21 protein-coding genes and 1 tRNA gene are annotated in these 25,963 nt (G+C 62.2%); 6 read left to right on the top strand and 16 right to left on the bottom strand.

Going from position 1 to position 25,963, the window contains the following annotated elements:
- Nucleotides 1–183: 183 nt before the first annotated feature.
- Nucleotides 184–1,707: a hypothetical protein gene (locus DFR51_RS04030; protein WP_160119157.1), complete on the top strand. Its 1,524-nt coding sequence runs from the start codon at nucleotides 184–186 to the stop codon at nucleotides 1,705–1,707.
- Nucleotides 1,708–1,788: 81 nt separating this feature from the next.
- On the top strand, nucleotides 1,789–4,473 hold the full coding sequence (locus DFR51_RS04025) for a TonB-dependent receptor domain-containing protein (protein ID WP_121047726.1): 2,685 nt from the start codon (nucleotides 1,789–1,791) through the stop codon (nucleotides 4,471–4,473).
- Nucleotides 4,474–4,521: 48 nt separating this feature from the next.
- On the opposite strand, the gene DFR51_RS04020 is transcribed toward DFR51_RS04025, so the two are convergent.
- The 4 genes from DFR51_RS04020 to DFR51_RS04005 form a co-directional block, all read right to left on the bottom strand.
- Nucleotides 4,522–5,145, bottom strand: coding sequence for a prolyl hydroxylase family protein (locus tag DFR51_RS04020; RefSeq protein WP_121047725.1), 624 nt, complete (start codon nucleotides 5,143–5,145; stop codon nucleotides 4,522–4,524).
- Complete coding sequence (locus tag DFR51_RS04015; protein WP_121049735.1) at nucleotides 5,120–5,362, bottom strand: DUF3297 family protein; 243 nt, start codon at nucleotides 5,360–5,362, stop codon at nucleotides 5,120–5,122. The genes DFR51_RS04020 and DFR51_RS04015 overlap by 26 nt, the downstream gene beginning before the upstream one ends.
- Nucleotides 5,363–5,495: 133 nt before the next feature.
- Complete coding sequence (locus DFR51_RS04010) at nucleotides 5,496–6,020, bottom strand: glycine zipper 2TM domain-containing protein (protein ID WP_121047724.1); 525 nt, start codon at nucleotides 6,018–6,020, stop codon at nucleotides 5,496–5,498.
- Between the two features lie 176 nt (nucleotides 6,021–6,196).
- Nucleotides 6,197–6,517, bottom strand: a complete 321-nt coding sequence (locus DFR51_RS04005; protein ID WP_160119156.1) for a UrcA family protein — start codon at nucleotides 6,515–6,517, stop codon at nucleotides 6,197–6,199.
- Nucleotides 6,518–6,638: 121 nt separating this feature from the next.
- Here DFR51_RS04005 and DFR51_RS04000 point away from each other — a divergent pair, with 121 nt between their 5' ends.
- Nucleotides 6,639–7,526: a LysR family transcriptional regulator gene (locus tag DFR51_RS04000; RefSeq protein WP_121047722.1), complete on the top strand. Its 888-nt coding sequence runs from the start codon at nucleotides 6,639–6,641 to the stop codon at nucleotides 7,524–7,526.
- A gap of 558 nt (nucleotides 7,527–8,084) precedes the next feature.
- Here the strand turns inward: DFR51_RS04000 and cobT are convergent.
- From cobT to DFR51_RS19285, 3 genes are read right to left on the bottom strand one after another with little or no spacing between them, the layout of a single operon-like run.
- On the bottom strand, nucleotides 8,085–9,944 hold the full coding sequence (gene cobT, locus DFR51_RS03995; RefSeq protein ID WP_121047721.1) for a cobaltochelatase subunit CobT: 1,860 nt from the start codon (nucleotides 9,942–9,944) through the stop codon (nucleotides 8,085–8,087).
- On the bottom strand, nucleotides 9,941–10,885 hold the full coding sequence (cobS, locus tag DFR51_RS03990) for a cobaltochelatase subunit CobS (RefSeq protein ID WP_121049732.1): 945 nt from the start codon (nucleotides 10,883–10,885) through the stop codon (nucleotides 9,941–9,943). Before cobS ends, cobT begins: the two co-directional genes overlap by 4 nt.
- A gap of 42 nt (nucleotides 10,886–10,927) precedes the next feature.
- Nucleotides 10,928–11,296: a J domain-containing protein gene (locus DFR51_RS19285; RefSeq protein ID WP_243445614.1), complete on the bottom strand. Its 369-nt coding sequence runs from the start codon at nucleotides 11,294–11,296 to the stop codon at nucleotides 10,928–10,930.
- 342 nt (nucleotides 11,297–11,638) lie between these two features.
- Here DFR51_RS19285 and DFR51_RS03980 point away from each other — a divergent pair, with 342 nt between their 5' ends.
- The 3 genes from DFR51_RS03980 (at nucleotide 11,639) to DFR51_RS03970 (ending at nucleotide 12,918) form a co-directional block, all read left to right on the top strand.
- Nucleotides 11,639–12,490 (top strand): CPBP family intramembrane glutamic endopeptidase, encoded by an 852-nt coding sequence (locus tag DFR51_RS03980; RefSeq protein WP_121047720.1) that lies wholly within the window; start codon nucleotides 11,639–11,641, stop codon nucleotides 12,488–12,490.
- 30 nt (nucleotides 12,491–12,520) lie between these two features.
- Nucleotides 12,521–12,799, top strand: a complete 279-nt coding sequence (locus DFR51_RS03975) for a BolA family protein (RefSeq protein ID WP_121047719.1) — start codon at nucleotides 12,521–12,523, stop codon at nucleotides 12,797–12,799.
- 43 nt (nucleotides 12,800–12,842) lie between these two features.
- A tRNA-Thr gene (locus DFR51_RS03970) sits at nucleotides 12,843–12,918 on the top strand.
- A gap of 302 nt (nucleotides 12,919–13,220) precedes the next feature.
- Here the strand turns inward: DFR51_RS03970 and DFR51_RS03965 are convergent.
- The 9 genes from DFR51_RS03965 to DFR51_RS03920 all read right to left on the bottom strand — a co-directional run bounded on the left by DFR51_RS03965 (nucleotide 13,221) and on the right by DFR51_RS03920 (nucleotide 25,852).
- Nucleotides 13,221–14,225 carry a dipeptidase gene (locus DFR51_RS03965; protein ID WP_121047718.1) on the bottom strand — a complete coding sequence of 335 codons (1,005 nt, stop codon included), beginning with the start codon at nucleotides 14,223–14,225 and terminating at the stop codon, nucleotides 13,221–13,223.
- 483 nt (nucleotides 14,226–14,708) lie between these two features.
- Nucleotides 14,709–15,887: a DmpA family aminopeptidase gene (locus tag DFR51_RS03955; RefSeq protein ID WP_121047716.1), complete on the bottom strand. Its 1,179-nt coding sequence runs from the start codon at nucleotides 15,885–15,887 to the stop codon at nucleotides 14,709–14,711.
- A 92-nt stretch (nucleotides 15,888–15,979) separates the two neighbouring features.
- The gene (locus tag DFR51_RS03950) at nucleotides 15,980–17,662 is read right to left on the bottom strand and encodes a DUF885 domain-containing protein (protein WP_121047715.1); all 1,683 of its coding nucleotides are present in this window, start codon (nucleotides 17,660–17,662) and stop codon (nucleotides 15,980–15,982) included.
- Complete coding sequence (locus DFR51_RS03945; protein WP_207790671.1) at nucleotides 17,659–19,137, bottom strand: M81 family metallopeptidase; 1,479 nt, start codon at nucleotides 19,135–19,137, stop codon at nucleotides 17,659–17,661. The genes DFR51_RS03950 and DFR51_RS03945 overlap by 4 nt, the downstream gene beginning before the upstream one ends.
- Before the next feature lie 13 nt (nucleotides 19,138–19,150).
- The gene (locus DFR51_RS03940; protein WP_121047714.1) at nucleotides 19,151–19,651 is read right to left on the bottom strand and encodes a hypothetical protein; all 501 of its coding nucleotides are present in this window, start codon (nucleotides 19,649–19,651) and stop codon (nucleotides 19,151–19,153) included.
- Between the two features lie 12 nt (nucleotides 19,652–19,663).
- Complete coding sequence (locus DFR51_RS03935) at nucleotides 19,664–21,109, bottom strand: amidohydrolase family protein (RefSeq protein WP_160119154.1); 1,446 nt, start codon at nucleotides 21,107–21,109, stop codon at nucleotides 19,664–19,666.
- Nucleotides 21,110–21,149: 40 nt separating this feature from the next.
- Complete coding sequence (locus tag DFR51_RS03930; protein WP_121047712.1) at nucleotides 21,150–22,133, bottom strand: dipeptidase; 984 nt, start codon at nucleotides 22,131–22,133, stop codon at nucleotides 21,150–21,152.
- A 14-nt stretch (nucleotides 22,134–22,147) separates the two neighbouring features.
- Nucleotides 22,148–23,530, bottom strand: a complete 1,383-nt coding sequence (locus DFR51_RS03925; RefSeq protein WP_121047711.1) for an MFS transporter — start codon at nucleotides 23,528–23,530, stop codon at nucleotides 22,148–22,150.
- A gap of 63 nt (nucleotides 23,531–23,593) precedes the next feature.
- Entirely contained in the window at nucleotides 23,594–25,852 is a 2,259-nt protein-coding gene (locus DFR51_RS03920) for a S9 family peptidase (RefSeq protein ID WP_160119153.1), read from the bottom strand.
- Between the last annotated feature and the right edge of the window lie 111 nt (nucleotides 25,853–25,963).

Here is a 25,963-nt window from a genome sequence, read left to right as displayed (position 1 = left end):
CAGTTTTGTTGAAATAAAGCGAAAGTATTACACAAAATTGTAACAATAGATGTTCGCAAAACATTGCGAAATCTGTAATATTTCCATCATGAATCACCCCTAGGCGTCCGGCTCGGGACAGCAGCCGCCACATCGGAGTCGTGGCGCCTGCCCTTCGGCCAACCACCACAAAGGGGTGCATCAATGTCACATTTCCGCAGTTTCCTGATGCTTGGTTCCGCGCTTGCGCTCGTCGCCTGCGGCGCTGACGACGTTGCATCCCCGGGCGAGGGCGTCATCGTGACGCCGACCCCCACACCGACGCCCACGCCTACCCCGACCCCCACACCGACACCGACCCCGACGCCCACCCCGACGGCAGATTGCCCGACCGGCACGGCCGAAGTCAGCTCGGTGGCGGGTCTGCGCACCTGCCAGGTTTCCGGCACGATCACGGGCAGCCTCGTGCTCCGCAAGCTCGACGGCGTCGTCTATTCGCTCTCGGGCGTTGTTCAGGTCGGCGTCGACGTCGGTTCTGATGGCACGGCCCCGGGCGGCACCGCAGGCGTGCTGACCGTCGAGCCGGGCGTCACCGTGTTCGGCTCCTCGGGCGCCGACGCGCTCGTCGTCAATCGCGGCTCGCAGATTTACGCCGAAGGCACTGCGACCCAGCCCATCGTCTTCACCAGCCGCGCCAATATCGAGGGCACCTCGACGGCGGAAAGCATCGGTCAGTGGGGCGGTCTCGTCATCCTCGGCCGCGCGCCGATCGGCACCTGCTCCGCGGGCGGCACGACGCCGGGCACCGCGGGCTGCCAGGCAGCCGTGGAAGGCGTCACCAACGCCTACTACGGCGGTGGTCTCGCCAACGACAACAGCGGCCGTCTCAAGTATTTCCAGATCCGCTATTCGGGCTTCGCGCTCTCGGCGGGCAACGAGCTGAACGGCATCACGCTCGCGGGCGTCGGCCGTGGCACCACCTTCGAGTACATCCAGGTCCACAACAGCTCTGACGACGGCATCGAGTGGTTCGGCGGCACCGTGAACGGCAAATACATTGTCCTGACCGGCAACGACGACGACTCGATCGATACCGACAACGGCTACACCGGCGTCAACCAGTTCGTGATCGTCACGCACCGCGCCACTTCGGGCTCGGCCGGCGGCGACTATGTGTGGGAAGCGGGTTCGGGCGACGGTTCGGTCAACGAAACCGTGCGCCAGGACACGCATCTCGCCAACGTCACGGCCGTGGCGAACGGCGGCACGGCGATCCTGCTGCGCGGCGGCGGCGACTATCAGTTGACCAATTCGGTGATCGTCGGCGCGGCCTCTTCCGCCTGTCTCGACATCGACGGCGCGGCGACCATCCAGGCCGCCGGTGCTGGCACGGACGAGAATGGACCGCCGGTGTTCAAGTCGGTGTTCTTCGCCTGCACGACGCCCTACGTTGACGATACGAACGTCACGGCAGCGCAGATCCAGGCCCTGTTCGAGGTCAGCGGCAACAACAACACCGCCACGGGCACGTCCACGCTCACCAACGTCTTCGTGAACGGCACCAACGAGAACAGCGTCCCTGCGGTCAACAATCTCGCGACCGTGAACAGCTTCTTCCAGAACGTCGACTACATCGGCGCCGTGCGGAACGCTGCCGACACGTGGTGGCAGGGTTGGACCTGCGGCCTCGGCACCGGAACCGCCTGCACCGTCAATCCGGCAAACTGATCCGTCCGTGAAGCATCTGGGGCGGCGGCGCGCATCGGCGGCCGTCGCCCCCCTTCAGTTCAGGAAGATGGGAAAGCCCGCATGACCAGACTCTCGTCACTCGCCACCCTGCTGCTGTCGAGCGCGCTCATATCCGCGCCCGCGCTTGCGCAGGACACACAGCCGCAGCCGCAGACGCAGCCCGATGAATCGATCGACGTCTCCGCGCCCGGCGTAAGCGCCAGCGACGAGGTGATCGTCGTGCAGGGCCGCTACATACCCGAACCCCTCCGTGCCACGCCGGAAGTCATCAGCGTCCTCTCTGCCGCGGAAATCGCGCGCACGGGTGAAGGCGACATCGCAGGCGCGCTCCAGCGCGTCACCGGCCTCAGCCTTGTGGGCGGCCGCTTCGTCTACGTGCGCGGTCTTGGCGAACGCTATTCGCTTGCGCTGCTGAACGGCCTCCCCCTGCCCTCGCCCGAACCGCTGCGCCGCGTCGTACCGCTCGACATCTTCCCGACCGACGTGATTGCAAGCTCGGTCGTGCAGAAAAGCTATTCTGCAAACTATCCCGGCGAATTCGGCGGCGGCGTCATCAACCTGACAACTGCGGCAATCCCGGAGGAGAGTTTCCTCAAGGTCGGCGGCAGCATCAGCGGCGACAGCGAAACCACCTTCCAGCGCGGCTACACCTATTACGGTAGCGACACCGACTGGACAGGCTTCGACGATGGATCGCGTGATATCCCGGCGAACCTGAAAGCCGCGATGAACAGCGGCAATCTTCTGGTTGTCGGCCCGAACTTCAGCCTCGATACGATGAAGGGCCTGACCGCGAGTCTGCTCAACGCGTCGACGACGCTCGTTCAGGGCAACAACGACATTCCGCTGAACGGATCGCTCGATTTCAGCGGCGGACTCAGTCTCGACGTCGGCAGCGACCGCTTCGGCATCATTGCCGCGTTCGGCTGGGACAACAGCTGGGAAACGCGCGGCGGCCTCCAGCAGCAGACGATCGGGCTTTCGGCGAATTCCGAAGGCCAGGACATCATCAAGCCGGACAGCAATTTCCGGTTCCTTTCGACCGAAAACCGCATCGTCGTGCACGGCCTCCTCGGCTTCGGCTACGAATTCGGCGAACACAAGCTGCGCTGGACGAACCTCTACATTCGCGACACCTCCAAGGAAGCGCGCATTCAGGACGGCGTGGACGAAATCAACGTCGGTTCGGATCGCCTGAACAAGAGCTACACAAACTGGTTCGAGCGTCAGCTGATCGACACGCAGTTCGTTGGTGAGTTCAAGATCAAGGACGTCGCGCTCGATGTGCGCGGCACCTATGCGAACACGCAGCGCGAAGCGCCCTATGAGCGTGCGTTCAGCTATCGCTACGACGAGGAAGTCGGCGATTTCCTGAACGACCTTCGGACCGGCGGCCAGAGCGCGACGATCTCGTTCTCCGATCTTTCGGAAGACGTGTGGGCGGGTTCTGCGAACGTCAGCTGGAAGCTACCGACCGAGCGTGCCATCACGCTCACGGCGGGCTATGCTTATGCGGACACGACGCGTACCTCCACGCGCCGCGATTTCGCCTACCTGCCGGAATCGAGCCTGGGCCTCGCCGTCGCGCAGCAGCGCCCCGATTATCTGCTCTCGGACTACAACATCTACACCTACGACATCGTGCTCACCGACCGTTCCGGTGCGGCCGGTGTCGCGAAGTACGATGCTGGTCTCGAAGTGCATGGCGGATATGTGCAGGCCGAGATCGAGCTGATGGAGTTCCTGAATGCAAGCATCGGCGTGCGTTACGAGGACGCAAAGCAGTTCGTGAACGCCATCGACCTGTTCGGCACCGGCGGAGCCGCCGGCCTGTCGACGCGTCTTGCCAACGATTATTTCCTGCCCGCCGCGACGATCACATGGAACTTCGCGGAAGACATGCAGGTCCGCATCGCCGCATCGAAGACCATCGCCCGCCCTCAGTTCCGCGAACTGGCGCCGCAGCAGTATTTCGATACGGAATCGGACCGCACGTTCATCGGCAACTCGTACCTGACCGACAGCAAGCTCCTGAACTTTGAAGCGCGCTACGAATGGTACATCGGCCGCAACGAGCGCGTGTCGCTCGCGGGCTTCTACAAGAAGATCGACAAGCCGATCGAGGCGATCGCCACGCAGCAGGGTCAGACGTTCTTCACGACCTTCGCGAACGCACCGGAAGCCCAGCTCTATGGCGCGGAACTCGAAGTGCAGAAGTATTTCGCACTTTCCGACTGGCTGCCCGGCAAGTTCTTCGAAACGCGTGATCTTCTGATCGCGACGAACTACACGTACACGAAATCGAAGATCAAGGTTGGCGCCGGCGACACCACGATCCCGACCGATACGGCCGGCGTGCCGATCGCGGCCTCGCTCGTGTTCAACGACGGCGCCAAGCTGACCGGCCAGTCGGACCATATCGTCAACGTGCAGATCGGGTTCGAGGACAGCGAAAGCCTGTCGCAGCAGACGCTGATGCTGACCTACGCCAGCAACCGCATCTCGAACCGCTTCTCGTATCAGGGCACGCCGATCGATTTCATCGAAGAGCCGGGCCTGCGTCTCGATTTCGTCGCGCGCCAGGGCTTCACGGTCGCAGGCCGCGAGCTTGAGGTGAAGTTCGAGGCGCGCAACCTGACGGGCGAGAATTACGAGGAGTTCCAGCAGTACAACGGCACGCGTGTCGACCGGAACACCTACGGGATCGGCCGCTCCTTCTCGCTGGGTCTCAGCGCGAAGTTCTAAAATTCCGGGTCAGACGGAAAGGGCCTCGCCACGTGCGGGGCCCTTTTTTTATCCCCACGGCCGTTCGCGGAACCACTTGGTGATGACGTATTTCACGCCGCTTCGCACCTTCATCGCGGCGTGCAGCGTCGCGGGATTGGGTGTGCCGTCAGGGCGGCGGTTGTTCCACGCGACGATCTTTCCGGTTTCCGGCTGCACGATCTTGTCGATCACCTTGAAGCGCGTCGCGCCGCCTGCGGCAGGCTCGTTGAGGTAAATCATCGCCGTCCAGGTGCGCTGTCCGGAGACCGCGCAGTAGCGATCATAATCGGGACCGTCGGGCTCGAAATAGTCGGTATGCTGCTTGAATTCCTGCCCAACGGCATAGCGCTGGCCCTGAACGGGCTCGCCGAACGCGGGATCGATGCCCATGTACGCGCAGATGCGGTCGTTGAGTGCGGCAACGACCGGATCGCTCCCATCAAGGTCGCAGGTCTCGCTGGTGCGATAGGCCGCGTAGCCCTGGTCGTCCGCCAGACCCGAAGGCCGACGCTTCGCATCTATCCGCGCGACGATTTCCGCACATTCCTCCGGCGTCAGAAAGCGCTTGCGGATATACAGGTCGAGCTTGGGGCTCGGAACCTTCTGCGCGCCCTCCAGCATCGGCTCAGCTCCGCCAGTACGCCTCGACATCGCCCTTCAGCGTGATGGTGAGCGGCTTGCCGCGTCGATCCACCTTCTTGCCGAGCGCTGCGCGGATCCAGCCTTCGCTGACGCTGTATTCCTCCACATCGGTGCGCTCGCGCCCCTTGAAGCGGATGCCGACGCCGCGTTCCATGGCGGCTTCGCTGAAAAAGGGGCTGTCCGAGTCCGCGCACAGGCGGTCGGGCGGGCTGTCGGTTTCGGTCATGATCTGGTCCTGCGGTTTCTTTCGCCCGCTTGTTAGCCTCTTTGGCGCGAAAGAAAAGAGCCGCCCGGCACTTGTCCGGGCGGCCCGTTCCACCGGCTGCGATGGGGTTCAATGCAAACCGGCAGCGCGGCCTTTAGTAGCAGTAGCGGCGCTTGCCGCCCTTGTCGTCGATCTCGTGGCCGATGAGCGCACCGAGACCCGCGCCGATCACGGTGCCGACGGTCTTGTCGCCGCGGCGTGCAATCTCGTTGCCGAGCACACCGCCGAGAACGCCGCCGATCAGCGTGCCTTCGATGTTGCTGTCCTTGCGGCAGCGATCGTAGCTCGAATAATAGCGCCCGTTCTGGCCATACCAGCCGCCGCGATAGTCGTTGGAGCCGCGGTAATAAACGGGGCGATAATTGTCGTAATAACGGCGCCCGTCATAGAAGCGGCCATCGCGATAGCCGTCGCGATACGCATAGCGGCGGTCGCGGCGATCGTCCCGGCGGTCGTACTTGCGGCCGTCGTGGTAGCCCTTGCGATACGCCTTGCGCTCGTCGTGACGGTCCTTCTGCCAATGCTTGCCGCCGCGATCCCAACGGTCGTTGTCGGCCATCGCCGGCGCCGCCGTCAGCATGGTCATCGCCGCAGCGGCCATCAGAATCTTGTTCAACATATCGTCTCTCCACTCTCTGCTCGCGGTCATCGGCGGAAGGGGAACTGGGACCGCCGATGACCACGAGGGAGAGACTGCGACTCGGCCCTTGAACGGGTTGTGAATGCGGTTGTCAGAGTTTGTTTAGGTGCGACGAACGGCTCACCGCAGGTGATGCTGCGGTGAGCCGCAGCGGCTCAGCGCTTGGGAGGACGTGCCGAGCCGGTTTCCAGAGCCGCGCTTTGCGTGGCAGCGCTGACCGGTGCGACTGCCGCATAAGTGCTTTCGCGGCAGCGGCGCACGTCGCGCTTGCCGACAAGGTCGGCGCTCGATGCCATGCCGCAGGCGCTGCGCACCGCGATCCCGATGCGGTGATCGAGCGTGCGACGCCCTTCATGGGTGGAAAGGTCGAGATCACCGTAAGGCACGGCGCGCGTTACGGGTTCGGCGGGTTCGGCGGCTGCGGGCAGCGCCCACAGGGCACCGGCGAGCGCGGAGAGCGCAAGCAGGGTTTTCATGTTTTCAGCTCCATGCGGTGGGAGAGGGTTCGCGGCGCCGCAGTGCCTGAATAGCGTGTTTGCGCCCACTCTCCGAACAACGATATTGCCAGCATGTTCTGCAAATGTGCAGAATGCGTCCATGTTCGACTGGAACGACCTGCGTCACTTCCTCGCCGTCGCGCGCACGGGCAGCACGCTCGCGGCAGGGAACGCACTGCGCGTGAGCCAGACGACGGTGGCGCGGCGCATTGCAGCGCTGGAGGCGGCGCTCGGCGTCATCCTCTTCGAACGGCGGCAAAGTGGCTATGCGCTCACCCCGGCGGGCGAGGCCCTGCTTACCCATGCGGAGGCGGTGGATACGGCCACGGCCAACTTCGCGGACGCCGCCAACCATCACATCCGGCAGGCCAGCGGCATGGTGCGCCTCACCGCGCAGGAAATCCTCACGGTGACCGTGCTCGCGCCGGTGCTGCGCGACCTCCGCCGCGCCTATCCCGCCATCACGATCGAGCTCGACACGACGGACACCGTCCGCGACCTCGCCGCAGGAGAAGCGGATGTCGCGCTGCGTTCGGCCCGGCGCATTCTCGGCGGTGGGCTCGTCTGCCGCCGCCTCGGCGATGAACCGTGGACGGCCTATTGCAGCCGCAGCTATGCGGCGTCGAACGGCGTTCCGCGCACCGTCGAAGCCCTGCGCGGGCACCCCCTGATCGTCGGCGGCGGCGGGCGGATATGGGAAATCTACAAGAGCTTTCTCGAACAGAACGACCTCGAATCCGCCGTCGCCATCCACCACGCCTCGGTCACGGGCATTCTCGCGGCAGTGAAATCAGGATCGGGCGTCGCCATCCTTCCCGGTTTCGTGGCAGACGCGGACCCGGACCTGATCTGCTGCATCCCCGTGCCCGGCGGCGTCGAACGCGGCGTCTGGCTGGTGACGCACGAACGCGTGCGACATGTGCCCCACGTGAGGGCGGTGATGGATTTCCTCGGCGAAGCGCTAGCGCGGCGGCCCGTGAGGGAGTGATTGGACGGGGATGTTGTGCGGCCCGGATCATGAGATGCTGAGCTTGGCGGTAATCAGCCTCTTGTTATTTCGTCTTCGCTCCACCATCGCAAATCCTGGGCCTTGCCGCTTTTCCGCAGTGTGCTTTCAAGCGCACTAGCAAGTAATTCGACCACCTCTGTGGTGGAAACACGCTTGAGCCATCGGCGAACATAGGGCTTCGATGGCTCAATGAAGCATAACATCCCGTCTTCAAGCTCGGGGTAAAAGCCACATCCGATCCAGAGGGGGAAAGCAGGGTGCGATATCTTGACCCGCCAACCCCAGTCTTCAGAGCTCATACCTTCGACGTGAAATCCTCGCTCAGGAAGACCACTTCTGAGAAGCTTAGCAACCTCTTGTCCTTGCGGTGCACCACCATCGTCATGGGCCCCGAGCAATTCGGAAGAGCGAAACTCAATGTGGGAGCGCATTATAACACGCTAGTTCAGGAAATATCTCTTTTCTACTCAATAATTACAATCTGACTTTAAAAAAACGCCGCTATTGACTGCCCGGCAATCCGAGTACCTGCCGCACCTAAGCCGCCCGGCGTCCCCGCCCCTTGCCTGCACCTTCTTCCTCGAAAAGCTGCGCGAGCTGTTCGATGATCGTGCCGCCGAGCTGTTCGGCGTCCATGATGGTCACGGCGCGGTTGTAGTAGCGGGTCACGTCGTGGCCGATGCCGATGGCGATGAGTTCCACGGGTGAGCGGCCTTCGATCCACTTGATGACCTGCCGCAGGTGGCGCTCCAGATAATTACCGCTGTTCACGGAAAGCGTGGAATCGTCGACCGGCGCGCCGTCCGAGATCACCATCAGGATGCGCCGCTCCTCGGGGCGCCCGATCAGCCGGTTGTGCGCCCAGAGCAGCGCCTCGCCGTCGATGTTTTCCTTGAGCAGCCCCTCGCGCATCATCAGGCCGAGGTTCTTGCGCGCGCGGCGCCACGGCGCGTCGGCGGTCTTGTAGATGATGTGGCGCAGGTCGTTGAGGCGGCCGGGCTTCGGCGGGCGGCCGTCGGCGAGCCATTGCTCGCGGCTCTGCCCGCCCTTCCACGCACGCGTCGTGAAGCCGAGGATCTCGACCTTCACCGCACAGCGCTCCAGCGTGCGCGCAAGAATGTCCGCGCAGATCGCCGCGATCGAAATGGGGCGCCCGCGCATCGAGCCGGAATTGTCGATGAGCAGCGTCACCACCGTGTCGCGGAAATCGGTGTCGCGCTCGATCTTGTAGCTGAGCGCGTGCTCGGGGTTCACCACAACGCGGGTGAGCCGCGCCGGATCGAGCAGCCCTTCTTCCTGATCGAAGTCCCACGCGCGGTTCTGCTGCGCCATCAGGCGGCGCTGCAGGCGGTTCGCGAGCTTCGTCACCGCACCCTGCAGGTGCACGAGCTGCTGGTCGAGATAGCCGCGCAGACGCGTCAGCTCCTCGGCGTCGCAAAGCTCCTCGGCGGTCAGCACCTCGTCGAACTTCGCGGTAAAGGCGTGATAGTCGAAATCGGGCGTCAGGTCGGTCGTCGGCGTGTTGGGGCGCCAGGGCACGACGCCCTCGTCGCCATCCTCCGCCATGTCTGCGTCGGACATCGCGTCGCTGTCCATCTCGGCGGTCTGGTCCGTCTCCTGATCGCCGCTCTCGCTCTCTTCGGCGCGGGTATCCATGCTCGAATCCTGCCCGGCAGAGCCTTCGTCGTCGCCCTCGTCGCTATCGCCTTCGTTCTGCTGCTCGTCCTCGCCGCTTTCCTGATCGTCCTGCTCGGGCTCCTCGCCCTTGTCCTCACCAAGGCCCAGATCCGCGAGAATCTGGCGCGTGAGCGATGCGAAGGCGGCCTGATCGTCGAGGTTTGCGGCAAGATCGTCGAGATGGCGACCCGCCTTCTCCTCGATCCAGTCACGCACGTGAGACAGGCCCGCGTCGGCGATGGCTGGCGACGGCTCGCCCGTCAGCCGCTCGCGCGCGATCATGCCGACCGCGCTCGCCAGCGGCACCTCGTCGAGCGAACGCGCACGGATCAGGGGGTCCGCCTTCACGCGGGCAAGGTTCATCTGCGAAAGATTGACCGCAACACCCGCCATGTCGCGGCCGCCGATCGCCTCGACGCGAGCCTGCTCCACGGCGTTGAACACGTCACGCGGCAATCCTGCCGGCGGCTGAAGCGCGGTATGGCGCTTCACATCATGGTGACGACGGCGGAGCGCGAAACTGTCCGCCCAGCCGCGCGCCTCGGCAACCTGGTCCGCGGGAAGCCCCCGCGCCGGCTGCGGCACCCGCGCCTGATTGCCCGAAGCACCCGGCCGGTCCGCCGTGTAGGTGAGATCGAATTCCGGCACATGCGACATTGCGCGCAGCGTCGCCGCCAGCGCGTGGCGGAAATCCTCGATCTTGTTCTCCGGCTTGCTCACGCCTTCTTCGCTATGCTCTCCGGCAACTCCTCGCCGAAGACGCGCTGATAATATTCGGCAACGATGCCGCGCTCGGCCTCGTCGCACTTGTTGAGGAAGCTGACGCGGAAGCCGAAACCAATGTTGTTGAAGATCTGCGCGTTCTGCGCCCATGTGAGCACGGTACGCGGGCTCATCACGGTGGAGATGTCGCCCCCGATGAAGCCCTGCCGCGTCATGTCGGCGACCTTCACCATGTTGGCGATGGTCTTCGCGTCGAAGCCCTTCACCTTGGCCGAAACAATCGCGGTTTCGGTTTCCTGCGGCAGGTAATTCAGCGTCGTCACGATGCTCCAGCGGTCCATCTGACCCTGGTTGATCTGCTGCGTGCCGTGATAGAGGCCGGTCGTGTCGCCAAGGCCCACGGTGTTCGCGGTGGCGAACAGGCGGAAGAACTTGTTCGGGCGGATCACGCGGTTCTGGTCGAGCAGCGTCAACTTGCCTTCGACCTCCAGAATACGCTGGATCACGAACATCACGTCGGGGCGGCCCGCGTCATACTCGTCGAAAACGAGCGCGGTCGGCGTCTGCAGCGCCCATGGCAGCAGGCCTTCGCGGAATTCCGTCACCTGTTTGCCGTCGCGCAGCACGATCGCGTCCTTGCCGATCAGGTCGATGCGGCTGATGTGCGAATCGAGGTTGATGCGGATGCAGGGCCAGTTGAGCCGCGCCGCCACCTGCTCGATGTGCGTCGACTTACCGGTGCCGTGGTAGCCCTGGATCATCACGCGGCGGTTGAAGGCAAAACCTGCGAGGATCGCCAGCGTCGTGTCGGGATCGAACACGTAGTCGGAGTCGAGATCGGGCACGCGCTCGTCGGCCTTGGAAAAGGCCGGGATTTTCATGTCCACGTCGATGCCGAATACCTGCCGCGCGTCGACTTCCAGGTCCGGCGCGTCCATCAGCGTCCCGTGGTGCTCGTTGTCCTTCAGCTGCGTCGCCACTTAACTCTTCCTGCTCTTCTGGTCGGCCGCGAAGGCCGGGCTTTCCTTAAGGTGCGTATAGGCATCGATCACGCGGCGCAACTCGGCTTCATGGGTGCGGTCCCCGCCGTTTGCGTCCGGGTGCAACACCCGCACCTTCTCCTTGTAGCGGGCGCGGATGTCCGTGAAGCTCGCGTTTTCGTCAAGGCCGAGCGTCCGGAGCGCCGCCACTTCGGCCTTGTCGAGTACGCGTCCGCCCCTCGCCTTGGGCGGTGCGAAGCCGCCCATGCGCGCTTTCATCACACCGATCGGGTCGTCGAAGGCGTCTGCGTAGGCATTGGAGGCAAACGCCTGCGTGCGCCGTTCCCAGCCCGGCGCGGCGTTCTGCACGCCGTCGTCCTGAAACGAGTAGGCCGCGTTGAACGCGCGGACGTGATCGAGGCACAGGTACTTCCAGCCCGCGCCGCCGCGGTTGGAAAGGGGTGCGCGAAACTCGCCAAGCTGGTCGCACCCCGGCTCCGCGCAAAGACGCGGCTCCGGCGCATCGACGCGGCCGTGGAAGCGTTCACGAGGTTTGCGGGGGACTGTGATGGGAGCGGTCCTGAGTCTGGTTTTTCGTCTATATAGGGAAGCGGAGTCGCGATAGCAGCCCCGATCCGGATCGGAGAAAATTCTCCTTTGAGAAAACTTCGGCCCGCCATAAGTTCCCCCATCGGCTTGGGGGAGCGGCACATGGAACAGCGGAAACTTGTCGGCGATATCCTGTTTTTTCTGGCGCTGACGCTGGCGATCAGTTGTATCTTTTACGTGCCGCTGGTGACGCTCCAGCCCTCCCCGGCCTTCATGCCCTATGTCACCGGCCTGATGTGGTCGCCCGCGATCGCCGCGCTGCTGACGGTGCGCTTCCGCCGTCTCGATCTCGCCTCGCTTGGCTGGGGCTGGTGCGAACATCGCTGGAACCTCACCGCCTATCTCGTGCCGCTCGGCTACGCGGGCCTCGCTTATGCAGCGGTATGGATCCTCGGCCTCGGCGGCTTTGCGGATGCGGAAAACATCAAGCAACTCCGCGCCTTCCTCGGCTGGAAGGACGCCCACCCCGCGCTTATCGTCATCGGCTACGCCCTGCTGATGGCCACAACGGGCATGGCGATTTCGCTCGCGACCGCGCTCGGCGAAGAAATCGGCTGGCGCGGTTTCCTCGCGCCGCGCGTCGCAAAGGTCGCCGGCTTCATGCCGAGCGTGTTCATCGTCGGCATTATCTGGGGGATGTGGCACATGCCGCTCATCCTGCTCGGCGGCTACAACGCCAAAACCGAATGGTGGGTCGCTGTCCCTTGCTTCATGCTGCTCGTGCTTGGCGTTTCGCTGATCGCCGCATGGCTGCGGCTGAAATCCGGCAGCCTCTGGCCCGCAGCAATCCTGCACGCCAGCCACAACCTCTTCATCCAGCGCGTGTTCACGCCGCTCACCGGGCCGCGCGGCGAGGTTACCCCTTACGTCATCGACGAATTCGGCATCGCGGTCCCGGTCGCGATCCTGATCTTCGTGGTCTGGTTCTGGCGGCGCCGCGCCGAAGTCGCCTGACACGCCGGAACATTGCTGTATAGAAGCAGCATGACAAGCATCAGCGCCGAAATCGAACGCCGCCTCGCAGCCCTCCAGCCCACGCATCTCGACGTCCGCAACGACAGCGACCGCCACCGCGGCCACGCCGGCCACGACGGCACGGGCGAGAGCCATTTCACCGTCAGCATCGTGTCGGAAGCCTTCGCCGGCAAAAACCGCGTACAGCGCCAGCGCGCAGTCTACACCGCGCTCGGTGACCTCATGGAGAGCATCCACGCCCTCGCCATCGCAGCCGCCGCGCCCGGCGAAACGCTGCCGGAACGCTGAAACGCTTGATTTGCGCCGCCGCCCGCAGCAATAGGGCGGGCACGCCGGGTTAGCTCAGCTGGTAGAGCAACCGCCTTGTAAGCGGTAGGTCGTCGGTTCGAGTCCGACACCCGGCACCAGGCGCCCTTCCGCGGCGGTCCATATTTTCTCGCAAACCAATTTAAAATAGAGCAAAATCGGACATCGGCCGTCCGCCGGCGTCCACTCCGATCCACCCCTTTCCGGGCGTTTTTGGCCCCCGAAACGGGAACGAAATCGGTGCCCCCAATGTCTCTAAGCCGCAGAAATCCGCGCCCATGCGCGTCGAATTTACAAATGCCGCAATGTGCGGAAAACATTTTGCGGACGTAATCTCGCCTATCCCGACATTTTTGTATCAGTTCCAAGATGCTTGATGTCAAATTGCTTGGGAACTTATCGCTCAGCGGCCCATGCCAGCCGGTTTCCATACGATATTTGCTATACGGACCATGTTTTTGCCCAAGATCTTGCAAATGTCGTTTTCAGGATAGCCGGCCTTGATCTGTAGTTCGACCAGTTCCTCGATCTGGGCAGGGGAAACAAGCTTCAAGCCTTCGCCGACTTCATAACCCAGGCCCGGCGGGAATGTGCGCTTCATTTTCTTTATATATTCATCGAGCTCCTGCCTATCGAATACATAGTCGAGACCGATCCCGGCATGATCGGCGCCCACCAATTGCACGACATGGTCGATATGCCGGAAGTAGGTCTCGGTCGAACTGTCGTTGGCGCCGAGGAAGATGCCGATTCCGTTCAGGCACACGACGCCGCCTGTCCCCGCACACGCGGTGATGAGGTCGTCGGGGATATTGCGCGGATGATCCCATATCGCGCGCGGGTTGGAGTGCGAGAAGATCACCGGCTTCTCGCTGTATTCCATAACGTCCCGCGCGGTGCGATAGCCGGTGTGCGTGCAGCAGGCGACCATGCCCACACGCGCCATCTCGTCAAGAACCTGACGGCCGAATGCGGTGAGGCCGCCGTCATCATCCTGACAGCCTCCGCCAACACGGTTGTTCCGGTTGTAAGCCATCAGCATCCAACGAACACCGAGATCGTAATAGGTGGAGATCAGGCTGATCTGATCGCCGATGCCATTGGCCCCCTCGATGTCAAAACCGATGGCAAGACGTCCCGTCTCACGCGCGCGCGCAATGTCGTCAACGGAGTCGATGAGGAGATAGCGGTCGCTTCGCGCGGAAATCCAGTGTCGGAAGTGTGCGATCATCCGGAAATGCTCTTCGACGCCCTGCTCGCCGAACCCGACATTGATCATCACAACATCGACACCGCTCGACCGATACAGTTCAAGCTGGGGCAGAAAATCCTCATCGAGCGGACGCAATGGCATGCAGCCGTGATTGTCCCATACAAGGCTCGAGGCGATCAGGGCTTTCGCGTTCATCTCTCGATCTGCTCCTGGTTTGGCATCGTGATCACGCCCACATAGACGTCGACGATGAGGATGGTCTGCAAACGAATACCCCGCCTGGTTGTGATATCGCGCGAGACTGACAGCGCCCTATCGGCCGCGAATGTTCCGGGTCGTGTAGCGGGATGTTCGCCGCCGCCCCGTGCCAAAGGCGCATCTCGGCGATGCCGTGTTCGTCGATCCGGTGCGTCATAAGTCGCGTAGAGGCCGGCGACCAATTGAGCGGGGAAGGAATGCCGACAATGGCTTCCATCGCCAGATGGACCTGAAGGTCATCAGAAATATAGGCATACTCGTTGAATTGCGGCCCATTGAGAAAGCGCCTGGGCCGCGCATAATCCTCGACTTTCAATCGCGACGGAACATGAATGTCAATCGCGACTCCACGCCGTCCCGATTCTGGTTCCGCTATCAAGACGATGTATCCCGACGGCAGACGCTGTGCCTATTCATCGATTAATCCTTCGCGGTCTCGGCAAGCAAATTATGCCCCGCCAGGATTTCACGCACCCGTTCGATCGGAAGCGCCGGCACGAACAGGCGGTTGACGCCTTCCATGGCATCGGCCGCGACCATGGCGTTTACGATCGCCTCCTCGGTCGCGTCGATAACCGCCTCGAAAAGCGATGTCATGGCCAGATTGGGATGCATGTCGATTGTGTAACTTCGCGCATTTTCGCCGCCTGCCTCGCCGACAGACTCATTCGCGGTTGAAACGGCGAGAAATATGTCACCTGAGGACGCCGATCCAACGCCGCCGAGACGACCGATGGCGAGCGCGGGTCGTTTCGCGAGGCGCTTGAGCTGATGCGGGAGCAATGGTGCGTCCGTCGCCACGATCACGATGATCGACCCCTCGCCGGCCTTGGGTGTGCCCTGGGTGTCGCCGCCGAGCCAACGGGCATATTTCCCCTGAAACTCGGGTGACAGGAGGCGTCGATCCATGAACTTCGGCATATCGTCAAGCAGTTGCTCGCCGACCTTGAGACCGCCGAGGCGCAGATGGCGCCGCTCGCCATAGTTCGACTGGACCAGGACCCCTACGATATAACCACCGTCGGTTTCAGATAGCTGGCGCGATGCCGTTCCTGTGCCTCCCTTGTATTCATACGTGATCATGCCGGTCCCGCCGCCGACATTGCCCTCCGGGATCGGCCCGCCGCGCGCGCCGTCCAGCGCCTCAAACACATGCTCGGACTTGATGTGCCCTCCGTCGATATCGTTCAAAAGACCGTCGAAGGTTTCCGCAACGATCGGCGTCGCGAACAGAAACTCGATCCCGCTTCGCCGCATCCACTGGATCGAGGCATCGCGGACGATCCCGACCTCATGTGTGTTGGTAATCAGGATCGGGCCTTCGTAGAGGCCTCGCTCGTCGAGCCAGACTGTTCCCGTCATCTCGCCGGCCGCGTTCAGCGTCTCCCAGGCCGCGAAGCATGGACGGGCGTCGTCTCGGCCTCGCGGCAAAATAGCTGTCACGCCAGTTCGAACGGGGCCTCGTCCGAGCTCGAGCTTGCCTTCGCCCTTCCGCAAAGTGGACATGCCGACCTCAAGACCCGGAACATCCGTGATTGCGTTCAACTTGCCTGGTGTCCCTGAAAAGGGAATTCCGACTTCACGGGCTCGCAAACGCATATTCAAAACCTTTCAAGGGTCATTGTCAGGAACAGCGATGCTCTTAACGTCGCGCACAAACTACCGGCAACGCGTTTGAGATCAGCGGCGATTCAGTTCCGAACCCTTTCGATCCATTCGTCCATCACATCGTCCAGAACCGGAAGCGTCACAGGCCCGGCCGCCATCAGCGCATCGTGAAAGTCGCGGACGCGGAAATCGTCTCCAAGCGTGTCTTCGCAGCGCCGCCGTATCTCACGAAACTTGAGATTGCCGAGCTGATAGGCAAGCGCCTGCGCGGGCATCGCGATGTAGCGGTCGACCTCGGCGGTCACCGTTTCCATCGGCATCGCCATGTTCTCCTCGAAATAGCGGATCGCCCTCTCCCGACTCCAGCCAAGCGCATGGATGCCGGTGTCGACGACCAGCCGAACCGCACGCCACATCTCGGTTTCCAGCCTGCCGTATATTTTCTGCGGCGTATCGTAGAAGCCCATCTCCTCGCCCAGCGCCTCGCAGTAAAGCGCCCAGCCTTCGAGGCACGCGGAATAGCGATCCGCGCCATACCGTCTGAACGCCGGCAAATCCTCCATTTCCTGGATCAGTGCGATGTGCATCAGATGGCCGGGCCAGGCTTCGTGCAGCGCGAGCGGGATATGCATGTAACGCGGGCATTTCGTCGGCATCGACGTCACCCAGTGCACGCCCGCCGCGCTGCCGTCCGCCGGGTTCGGCTGCGCATAAGCGGGGGGCAATTTCGCCGATACCGCTTCGGGAATGCTGGATATGCCATATGTCGTTCGCGGCGTGCGTCCGAAAAATTCGGGAATGAGCGCGTCGATCCGTTTGGAGAGGATTTCGAACTGCTCACGCAGCGCCTCGCCGCTCTCGGCGAACTGGGTGTTGTCGGCCTGCAATTGTCGCCGGAGCGCGGCAACGTCCGCGACATTCGCGGCCTTTGCAACGTCCGCCATCGCGCGCGTAATCCGCGCCACTTCGGCAAGGCCGAGCTCATGTATCTCCTGCGGGTCTTGCTCAAAGCTCGCGAACTGGCGGATGAGCAGGCTGTAATATTCGCCGCCGTCCTTGTCTTCCGTGCAGGCGAGGCTCTCCCGGGCCGCCGCCATGAGTTCGCCTTCGATGAACGCCCGGTAATCGCGATATGCCATGTAGACCGTATCCGCGATGAGCGTCCGCCCTTCCTCCGCCAGCGCCGCCAATGTTTCAGACCGGTTCGCCGCGCGCCTCAGCGGGCCGAAATAGGTGCTCGCCTCGACCGGGATCGAAGCGAAGCCGCGTAGCTGTTCGGCGGCCCGCTCCACAGCCAGCTTCGGGTAGCGGATGCCGCGTTCGATGCCCTGTTTCAGCGAAGCCGTAACGCCCGCCATCGCGTCCGGTATCTTCGCCAGCCGCGCCAGATAGCGGCGCGCCTCCTCCGCAGAGGCGATCGCGGTGGACCCCGCCCAGTACGCGATCAGGAAATCCGGGCCGCCCGGATAGAGCGTCGGCCGAAGATGCGCGCCCACCGCAACGCTGTCGATCAAGAGGCGCAGCTCATGCCGAAGCAGCGCTGCAGTCGCCTTTTGCTGAACGCCGAGCGATGCAGGATCGATCTCGTCCAGTTCGCGCAGCATGTCCCCGGCGAACGCCGCGCGCCGTTCATGGTCCGCCGGCGCATCGCGCAGCACCATGTCCGTACCCGGATCCTGACCCGCCTGAATCGCGGTGAGCGGAAACTCCTCGCGCTGAAAATCCCAGAACTGCGCGGCGAGCCGATCAATCCCGTTTTCAGTCACTGCTTGTCTTCCTTGTGTTTCATCGGGTCGGCGACACGCGGATAAAAACTCGTGTCGCGCTTGTGCTTGTAGGGTATCGCCGCGAAGTTCATCTGAATCGCCCCGGGCGTCGCCACCGAAATCACATGATCGGCAATCGGCCCGAAGTCGGCGCGAAAATGTTCGCTCGATTTCACCGCCAGCACATGCTTATCTTCAATGCCGATGCCGATACCCGTGAAGGCGTCGCGCCCTGCTATCTGTGTACGGAACGACGCGATCACCACATCGACATCGCCGATCCGCACCCACGCCGATGGCCCTAGCGGCGTGCGCAATCCTATCACGGATTGATAGTGATCGGCTTTAAGCGCCACGACCTCGACTTCGACATCGAACGGATCGCCCGAAATCACGCCAAGCTTGCCGCCAAGGCGCAGCATCACCTTCGCGCCGGCACCTGCCTCCTCGCAGATACGGACCGCTCCAGGATCGTAGACCGAAGCGAACGCGCACGGGCCGATTTTCGCGTCGATCAGCGCGCGCAGGAGGTGCGTTGTATCGCCGGGCGCACCGCCCCCGCAATTATCAGCCGTATCCGCCATCACGACGAGTCCGCTGAGCGCCCGCGCCGTGTCGATCGCTTCTGCGATGCTCGGCATTCTCGGCAGCAGCGCATCGCGCAGCGCATAAAGCTCGTGTCCCAGCCGTTCGGCGGTATCATGCGCCTTCCTGGCATCGCCGTCCGCGATCACCAGCACGCGCGTGCCCGCCTCGGGATGGTCGCCCCACGGAAATCCGTGCGCGAGGCTGACTGAAAGAATGCCCGGCTCCTGCTCCGTGTCTTTCATACGCTGTACGAAGCCCTGCATGGCCCCGAAGGTCGTGGGATAAAACCCCACCATGCGGCAGTCGAACAGCGCCGAGACCGGCTTTGCCCTTCCCTCCGCCTTGGCGGACAGGATCGCGTAAAGCTCTTCGGCGCGCTCGTCCCAGTCGGTGTGCGGATATTCCTTCATGATGACGATGGCATCGGCGTTCGCCACCATCTTTTCGGTCAAGTGGCAATGCGGATCGAGCACGGCACCAACCGGAACATCCGGCCCCACGATTTCGCGAACACGGGCGAGCACGTCGCCCTCGCAATCGTCGCAGTCGGACGCGATCATGGCGCCGTGCAGACCCAGCATCACCATGCCCACCGGACCCGCGGATTGCAGATCCTCCAGGATCATGCCGCGCAGCTCCTCATAAACCGGCTGCACGGTCACGCCCGATGGCTGCGCGAACGTATCCAGGCTCTCGATCACGGGCCGCCCGCCAGCCTCGCCAAGCTGCCTGAATATGTGGCGGGTCGCACCTTCCGCCAGGCTGCCGTCGCGCCGCGTCATGCCCCCCTCCTCGAAGGAAGCGATTCCTGTTGGAATCGGCGCAAAGCTGTTCGTTTCGGTCATCAAGGATGCCATGAACAGCGGCAGGGCGACGGACGTCGTCATCATCTGGTTCTCGTCACTTTTCGCATTCGAGCTTTTCCTTGGTCTTCTGCATCTTGTCACCCAGCGCATCGTCGTAGAACGCCGTCTTTTCGGCGATCTTGGCGGACAGGTCAGCCGCGCTCGCGCCTGTGGGCAACTCGATTTCCTCGCGCGTATGGCAATCTATCGAAAAGCGCGTCCCGCTTTGCGCGTCCTGCGCCTGATACGTCGCGTAGACAATCATGCCGCCCGGCACGGACAGGAACTCCGCGAAGACACTCAGGCGCCGCGCCGCCTCATCACGTTCGGTGAGACGGGCGACGCGCTCATCTAGCGCGCCGTTTTCATCGCGGGATGTCAGCCGATAGCCGCCCAGTGGAGCGTCCACCCCCTCGAGCGGCTCAACCGTGCCGACGCTGCGAAACCCTCTCGCTTCGCCGATCTCTTCGATAATCATCTTCCATACGATATCGGCCGCAACGGCGATGTCGATCGCGACGTGATTGACGATCGTAACAGGAATACGCTGGTTCATATCCGCCCTTCCTCAGTGCGCGACAATTGCGCAGGCCGTGCACATCGGGAACCGCTGGCCCTTGTGCGCGAAATGCTTGTAGTCCGCCTCCTCGGGCGCGGCCGGATCCAGCTCGCGGGTCAGGATACGGTTCAGCGGCAGCGCATCGATATCCACGACGGCGCCTTCCTTAACCACCCTACCGATGGCGCGGTAGTTCTTCGCGCTTTCAAGCGGGTTCTTGTCGAGAATCACGAGATCTGCAAACTTTCCGGCCTCAAGCGTGCCGAGATCGGCATCCTTCTTGTAGGCGACGGCGATGTTGCGGGTCGCGGCCCGGAGCATCTCCATCGGCGCCAGGCACTTTTCTTCCATCGCTTCCAGCCACACGAAGTGACCGGTCGCGAGCAGACCGAAATTCATCTCTTCGGGTGCGCCGACCCATCCCTTGGAAATCGCCGGTTCCGCCAGCAGGTCCTTCGGAAGGATGGCGCCGTCATTGGCCAGCATGATACGCGCACCGGCCTTGATCAGGTTGCGCGCATTGTTGTCGGTGGATTTCACCGTTGTCCAGGTGCCATCATCCATATTGTCGCGCATCCACTGCAGGCCTTTTTCGCTCCAGGGGAAGATCACCGCACCGCAATCCTGCTTCACCATCAGCTCGATCGTCTCGTCCGGAATTTCGGTCGGGCCAGTGATGTTGCAGTGCGTGATGAGGTCGCATCCCGCCATCACCGACATGTGCAGTCCCTCCACCGACATGGCATGCGACTGTGCCGTGATACCGGCACGGTGCGCCTCGTCGACGATGGTCCGCTGCACCCGTTCGGAGAAACTTATGAACGCGCCGAGCGACTGCGCGCCATGCTCGTTGGCGGCGTATTTGATGAAGTCGATGCCCTTTTCGATATAGGTACGCAGTTCCTCCGCCACCTGTTTCGGCGTCAGCCACATCAGGTGCCGGCCGGTATTTTCCACCCACGTCGCATTGATGCGGTTGACAAAGCGCGTGCTGAGCACCGTGGCATGCGTCGCTCCGAAATCGGGCGAATAGGGTCCATCGAAACCGATCACATTGCCCGCGCAGAAAACACGGCTGCCGATCACCTTGCCGTCATTGATGGCATCGCGCGTTGCCATCAGCGCGCGGCGCGGGCCCCATGTATCGAACACCGTGGTCTGCCCGCTCTTCAGCGCGACCTGCGCCGACTCCGCGATCAAATCCTCATAGCGCCCCTCATAGCGAAGCAGCGTTTCGGGCCTGATATCGCACAGCAGGTGAACATTGGCGTTCATCAGGCCGGGGATGACGTATTTTCCAGTCGCGTCGATGACGGTCGCGTCAGCCGGAACGGGCAGTTCGTCGCGGCGACCGATCGCCTTGATGCGCTTGCCCTCGATCAGGATCGCTTGCCCCTCGATGGGCTTGTCGGAAACAGCGTCCAGAATTGTCGCGCCGGTAATCAGCATTGTCATTTTGGTGCTCCTTGAATAGGGAAATTGGGTTTCGGGCGGTTCAGCGCCAGACCTGTTCGCAGATGCGCAGCCAGTTTCCGCCGATGATCGCGGCAATATCGGCATCCGAATAATTTCTGGCGAGCAACGCATCGACGATCGCGCCAAGCCGCTCGGGCTCGATCTGCTGCTGGTTGGGCATTGAATCGCCCTTCGGCAATCTGTCGGCTGCCTGCGCCATCATGGCTTCGAGCGCCGGCATGTCATAGACATAATCGAATCCGAAGCCGACATGCTGCAGCCCGACAAGCTGCACGATATGATCGATCTGCCGTATCAGCGCCGGCGTGGAGCTGTCGTTGCCACCCATGAACACGCCAAGCCCGGTCAGGCCGAACACACCGCCCGACCCGGCAATCGCACGGATCTGCTCGTCGGTGTAGCAGCGCGGGTGATCGCTGAATTTCTTCAAATTGCCATGACTGACGATCACCGGCGCCTTCGATGCAGCGATCGTATCCATCGAGGATTTGTAGCCAGTGTGCGCAACATCGACGATCATGCCGACGCGGTTCATTTCGGCGACCAGGTCATGGCCGAAGCCACTCAGCCCGCCATCGCTCTTTTCATAGCAGCCGTCGGCCACGAAATTCTTGTAGTTATACACCATCAGCATGTGGCGCACGCCGAGCGCGTAAAAGAGACTCACGAGATTGAGATCGCGTTCGACCGGCAGCGTTCCCTGAAAGTGAAAGCCAAGCGCCAGCTTGCCTTCGCGCTTGGCCCGCCTGATGTCGTCCACGGTTTCCACAAGGATGCTGTTGTCCGATTCCGCAATCATGCGGCGCGTCATCGCGATCGTGCGCATTGCGCCCGCCAGATCGTCGCCGTCGCTGGCGATTGTCAGCGAAACATAGGTCCAGCCGGAACTGCGATAGCGTTCGGGAAGCGCATCGCGCAGCGCCGGATTGCCGGCAGCTACCCATGGGCAAGTCATGTCGCAGGCAATGGCCTGATCGAGGATGGCAGCAGTCCTGTCGTTCATCGCAAAATATCCTGTCAGCTTGCGTTATGCGCCGCTTGAGCGCGGTCGTTGTCGTCGTCCCGGGGGATCAGCACGAATGGCTTCTCGGCCAGGCGAAAGCCCAGCGCCGCGATAAGCCACGCCGGCACCGCGATAATGCCCGTGGCGACCATCAGCATGCGCGACTCCGGTCCCAGCGCTGCGGAAATCCATCCGATCAGCGTAGGCGACAGGCCCGACAGCATGACCGTGGTGATCGTCCATATCGCCGACATGCGTCCGCGAAGATGGGAGGGCGCGAGATCCTGGATGATCGTCGGCATCGCACAGCCAGCGGCGGTAAAGGCGACCATCATCAATCCGTACAGACCGAACAGCTGCCAGTTCGCCTCGGCGAACGGAAACAGGAAGAAGATCGGCGTCGCACAGGGCAGCACGATCCAGAAAAAGCGAAGCGACGCAATTACGCCGAGGCGGGGTATCATGCGACGGACGAAAAACGTGCCGATGCTGACCCCGATCGTCAACCCGACCGCAGTCGCGATGCCCATCATTGTTCCGTTCTGGGCAGGCGTCGTTCCGAACATGCGCGTCGCGGCAACCGGCAGCCAGACCATGTAACCGCCAGAGCCGAGCGAGAAGAATCCCGTACCGATAAACACCGCCGTCACCGCGCGCCTGTGCTGGCGCAGGAAGGGCAGTACGTCGTTGCGTGGCTTCGCCTCGGCCTTGGCCACCGGTGCTCTCGAACGATAATGCAGGCGGGTATAGGCCAGCAGCAGCAGGAATATGGGCGTCGGTAGCACCACCAGGAAGAAGGCAAGCCGCCAGGGCTCCATCGTCTGTATCGATGCGGGAAGATCGGTGTGAAGATGTTCCATCAGTGCGATGGCGCCGCCGCCCAGCATAAGTCCGCCTGCAACACCGAGGTAGATGAAAAAATAGAACAGGCTGTTGGCAAGCTGCCGCTTCCGCCCCTTGAACAGTTCGGGCACGAAGGCGACACCGATCGGCGTCAGACCGGCCTCACCGGCAGCGATGAGGATCGCGGCCAGCAGCAGGTGCTCGAAATTCTGTGCGAGCCCACACATCGCTGTACCGAAAGACCACACGGATACGCAAATGCCGAACACCAGCCGTCGGTCGAACCTGTCCGCCGCCCACGCGATCGGATACACGGCAACAATCGCGAATATGGCAACGGCAAGCCCTTGAACCATACCCAACTGGCCGTCGGTCAACTTCAACGAAACGGCAAGCGGCGCTCCGGCAAGAACAAGAAGCTGCCGATCGAGATTCGAAACCAGAACCAGCAGCACCATGACCCAAAGCGTGTACCAGCCACCCTTCAACACACGATCTGCGTCAACAACGCCCTTCGGCGCGGTTTCCAGATCGAATTCACTTGTCGCCTGCATGACGGACCCCACCGAACTGGAATTGAGCGATCGACTGAACGTTAAGGCCCGCGCCGCAATTGATCAGCGCGGCGCCGCCGTCGTAAGCGGTGCGTTCGCCGGCGGTTTACTGCCCATCAGATTGCGAACGAAATAATCCATCATGCGCCGCGCGAAGTAGCGATTGCCAGAAACTGCATGCGCGTGATTTGGCAGCAGTAGCAGGTCATAGTCCTTGTTTGCGCGGGTGAGTGCGTCGATAAACTGTACGATCACTGCGGACGGCACGTTTTCGTCCATGTCGCCGTATGCGATCATCAGCTTTCCGGTAAGATTGGACGCCATGTTGGAGAGAACGATAGGTTCGCAATTATCGCTGCCCGGCTCCGGGGGGCCCTGCCATTTATCCATCATCATCGGGATGCCGGCACACATATCGAATATACCCGCGCTGGCCACACCGACCTTGTAGAATTCGGGAAACTTCAGCATCGCCAGAGCGGCGGCATAGCCTCCGGAAGACTGGCCGAGTACGCCGACCCGGTCCAGATCCATCTGCGGCACTCTTTGCGCAAGCTCGCGAATACCGGCAATATGATCGGGAAAACCTGGGCCATCCTGAAGATTGCCATAGGCCATGTCATGAAATGCCTTGCCGCGACCCGGCGTGCCGAAGCCATCTAGGTTGACGACGATGAATCCGAGATTGGCCAGTGCCTGACGCTGAAAATAGCCGAACGAAAAGGCTTGCACGTCCGGCACAATGAAGTGCGCACCTGGATACACCTGGTCTACAATCGGATATTTCTTCGTCTTGTCGAAGTTAGAAGGCAGATACATGGTTCCGAATATGTCGGTCTTGCCGTCGCGCGCCTTCACCACGAACGGTACCGGCCGCGTCCAGCCACCAGCCTCCGTCAGCACCGAATAATCGGCATCCTCTATCGTCATCAGCACGTCGCCGGTCTCGGCCGAACGCAGCACCGACTTCGGCGCCATATCGACCCGGCTGTAACGATCGACGAAATAGGCCTTGCTGGGCGACAGCGTCGATCGCATTCTTTGCCCCATTGTCGGACGCTCGCCCACACGGACGACCAGCACGGAATGATCCGCGTTTTCCGGCGTCAACAGCTTCAGGTCGGTGCCGTCTAGATTCACCCGATACAGGCTGTTCAGATAGGGATTGCGCCCCTCTTCCCGGCCCGCACCGAGGAAATAGACGACGCCGTGCGCCTCATCGACATCGACAATCTCGGTGACGACCCAAGGTCCGCTCGTCACGCGGTTGAGCAATTTCCCGCTTGTGAGATCGTAGCGATAGAGATGTCCCCAGCCGTCACGTTCAGAAAACCACAGCAGTTGACGACCTTCGTCGAAGATCTGCTTCGTTATGGATACGCCTCCGCCGTACCCCCCGCTCGTGCTGACGAACGTCTTGCTTGTCTCTTCCAAAAGCGGCCGGGCCTCGCCCGTCTTCGCATCGACGCGAAGAATGGCGATGCGTTTGTGATGAACGTCCCGCGCCAGCACATAAACCGCGCTTGAATCCGGCGTCCATTCCGCGAATGAAAGGCCCACGCCGAGCAGCGGATCGAGCAGCATGCCTTCAGGCACGTTCTTCACATCCACATGCTTGCCGCGCGCGGCGTCGAAGATCACATAATTCGTGATCGGCTGATGTGCCTCGCCCGGAAACGACTGCTTGTACATCGTGATCTTGGGACGACGCGAACCCTTCGGCGCGCCCTGCCACATGCTCATGTCGCCGACGAGCGTCTCATCGGTCCGATACGTCAGAAATTTCGATGAATCGGGCGACCACGATAACACAGGCGGCATTGTCCCGGGCGCGTTTTCGAGCATCACGTAGAATTGGGAGTTGCCCGAAACATAGGCATATTCGTTGAACTCCACACCGTCGGTGGTCAGCGCGCGTTCGGTGCCGTCGCGAGACTTCATCCAGAGGTTCCGGTCACGCCGGAAGACGGACTTCGAATCGTCCGGAGCAACCGCATGATCCGCTGGGAAAAGTGACGGCGTCGGGACGCAGGATGCATCGCTGAGCGAACACCGCCAGCTCGAACCAAACGCACGGAATTCGATAGTCTTCCCGTCCGCGTCGTAATCGAAGCTGGTGAACGGCAGGCTTTCCGCCGACACCTGCTTTCCAGAGGCGTGAGCGAGACCTTCGGCCACGCGCGCATGATCGAAAGCCGGCTCGCTTTTCGCCGACCGGGCATCGACTAGCCGAAACACAGCACCCTCAACGGTATCCTTTCGATACCAGAACCGGTCCTCTCCATCGACCCAGTTCGGAACGACCGCAGCATTGCGGATCATCCCGGGCTTCTGAGTATCGAGAAGCCGTATTGCCCCTTCGTAATCCTTCAGAGTCAACGCCCGCGGTGAGAATGGTTGGAGCATTCCGGCTTTTGGGTCCGCCGACACGGG

Source organism: Sphingosinicella microcystinivorans, assembly GCF_003634215.1.
GTDB lineage: Bacteria > Pseudomonadota > Alphaproteobacteria > Sphingomonadales > Sphingomonadaceae > Sphingosinicella > Sphingosinicella microcystinivorans.
The sequence above is the reverse complement of the archived record's forward strand: the minus strand, read 5'-3'. Positions and strand labels throughout refer to the sequence as shown.

Coding starts and splice junctions, on each gene's coding strand:
- DFR51_RS04020 (WP_121047725.1), bottom strand. CDS start 5,145: ATGTCGAGGCGTACTGGCGGAGCTGAGCCGATGCTGGAGGGCGCGCAG.
- DFR51_RS03965 (WP_121047718.1), bottom strand. CDS start 14,225: ATGAACGCGAAAGCCCTGATCGCCTCGAGCCTTGTATGGGACAATCAC.
- DFR51_RS04030 (WP_160119157.1), top strand. CDS start 184: ATGTCACATTTCCGCAGTTTCCTGATGCTTGGTTCCGCGCTTGCGCTC.
- DFR51_RS04005 (WP_160119156.1), bottom strand. CDS start 6,517: ATGAAAACCCTGCTTGCGCTCTCCGCGCTCGCCGGTGCCCTGTGGGCG.
- DFR51_RS03980 (WP_121047720.1), top strand. CDS start 11,639: ATGGAACAGCGGAAACTTGTCGGCGATATCCTGTTTTTTCTGGCGCTG.
- cobS (WP_121049732.1), bottom strand. CDS start 10,885: ATGGACGCGCCGGACCTGGAAGTCGACGCGCGGCAGGTATTCGGCATC.
- DFR51_RS03930 (WP_121047712.1), bottom strand. CDS start 22,133: ATGAACGACAGGACTGCTGCCATCCTCGATCAGGCCATTGCCTGCGAC.
- DFR51_RS04025 (WP_121047726.1), top strand. CDS start 1,789: ATGACCAGACTCTCGTCACTCGCCACCCTGCTGCTGTCGAGCGCGCTC.
- DFR51_RS03945 (WP_207790671.1), bottom strand. CDS start 19,137: ATGACGACGTCCGTCGCCCTGCCGCTGTTCATGGCATCCTTGATGACC.
- DFR51_RS03940 (WP_121047714.1), bottom strand. CDS start 19,651: ATGAACCAGCGTATTCCTGTTACGATCGTCAATCACGTCGCGATCGAC.
- DFR51_RS04015 (WP_121049735.1), bottom strand. CDS start 5,362: ATGACCGAAACCGACAGCCCGCCCGACCGCCTGTGCGCGGACTCGGAC.
- DFR51_RS03925 (WP_121047711.1), bottom strand. CDS start 23,530: ATGCAGGCGACAAGTGAATTCGATCTGGAAACCGCGCCGAAGGGCGTT.
- DFR51_RS04010 (WP_121047724.1), bottom strand. CDS start 6,020: ATGTTGAACAAGATTCTGATGGCCGCTGCGGCGATGACCATGCTGACG.
- DFR51_RS03935 (WP_160119154.1), bottom strand. CDS start 21,109: ATGACAATGCTGATTACCGGCGCGACAATTCTGGACGCTGTTTCCGAC.
- DFR51_RS03920 (WP_160119153.1), bottom strand. CDS start 25,852: ATGATCCGCAATGCTGCGGTCGTTCCGAACTGGGTCGATGGAGAGGAC.
- DFR51_RS03975 (WP_121047719.1), top strand. CDS start 12,521: ATGACAAGCATCAGCGCCGAAATCGAACGCCGCCTCGCAGCCCTCCAG.
- DFR51_RS03955 (WP_121047716.1), bottom strand. CDS start 15,887: ATGCGTTTGCGAGCCCGTGAAGTCGGAATTCCCTTTTCAGGGACACCA.
- DFR51_RS04000 (WP_121047722.1), top strand. CDS start 6,639: ATGTTCGACTGGAACGACCTGCGTCACTTCCTCGCCGTCGCGCGCACG.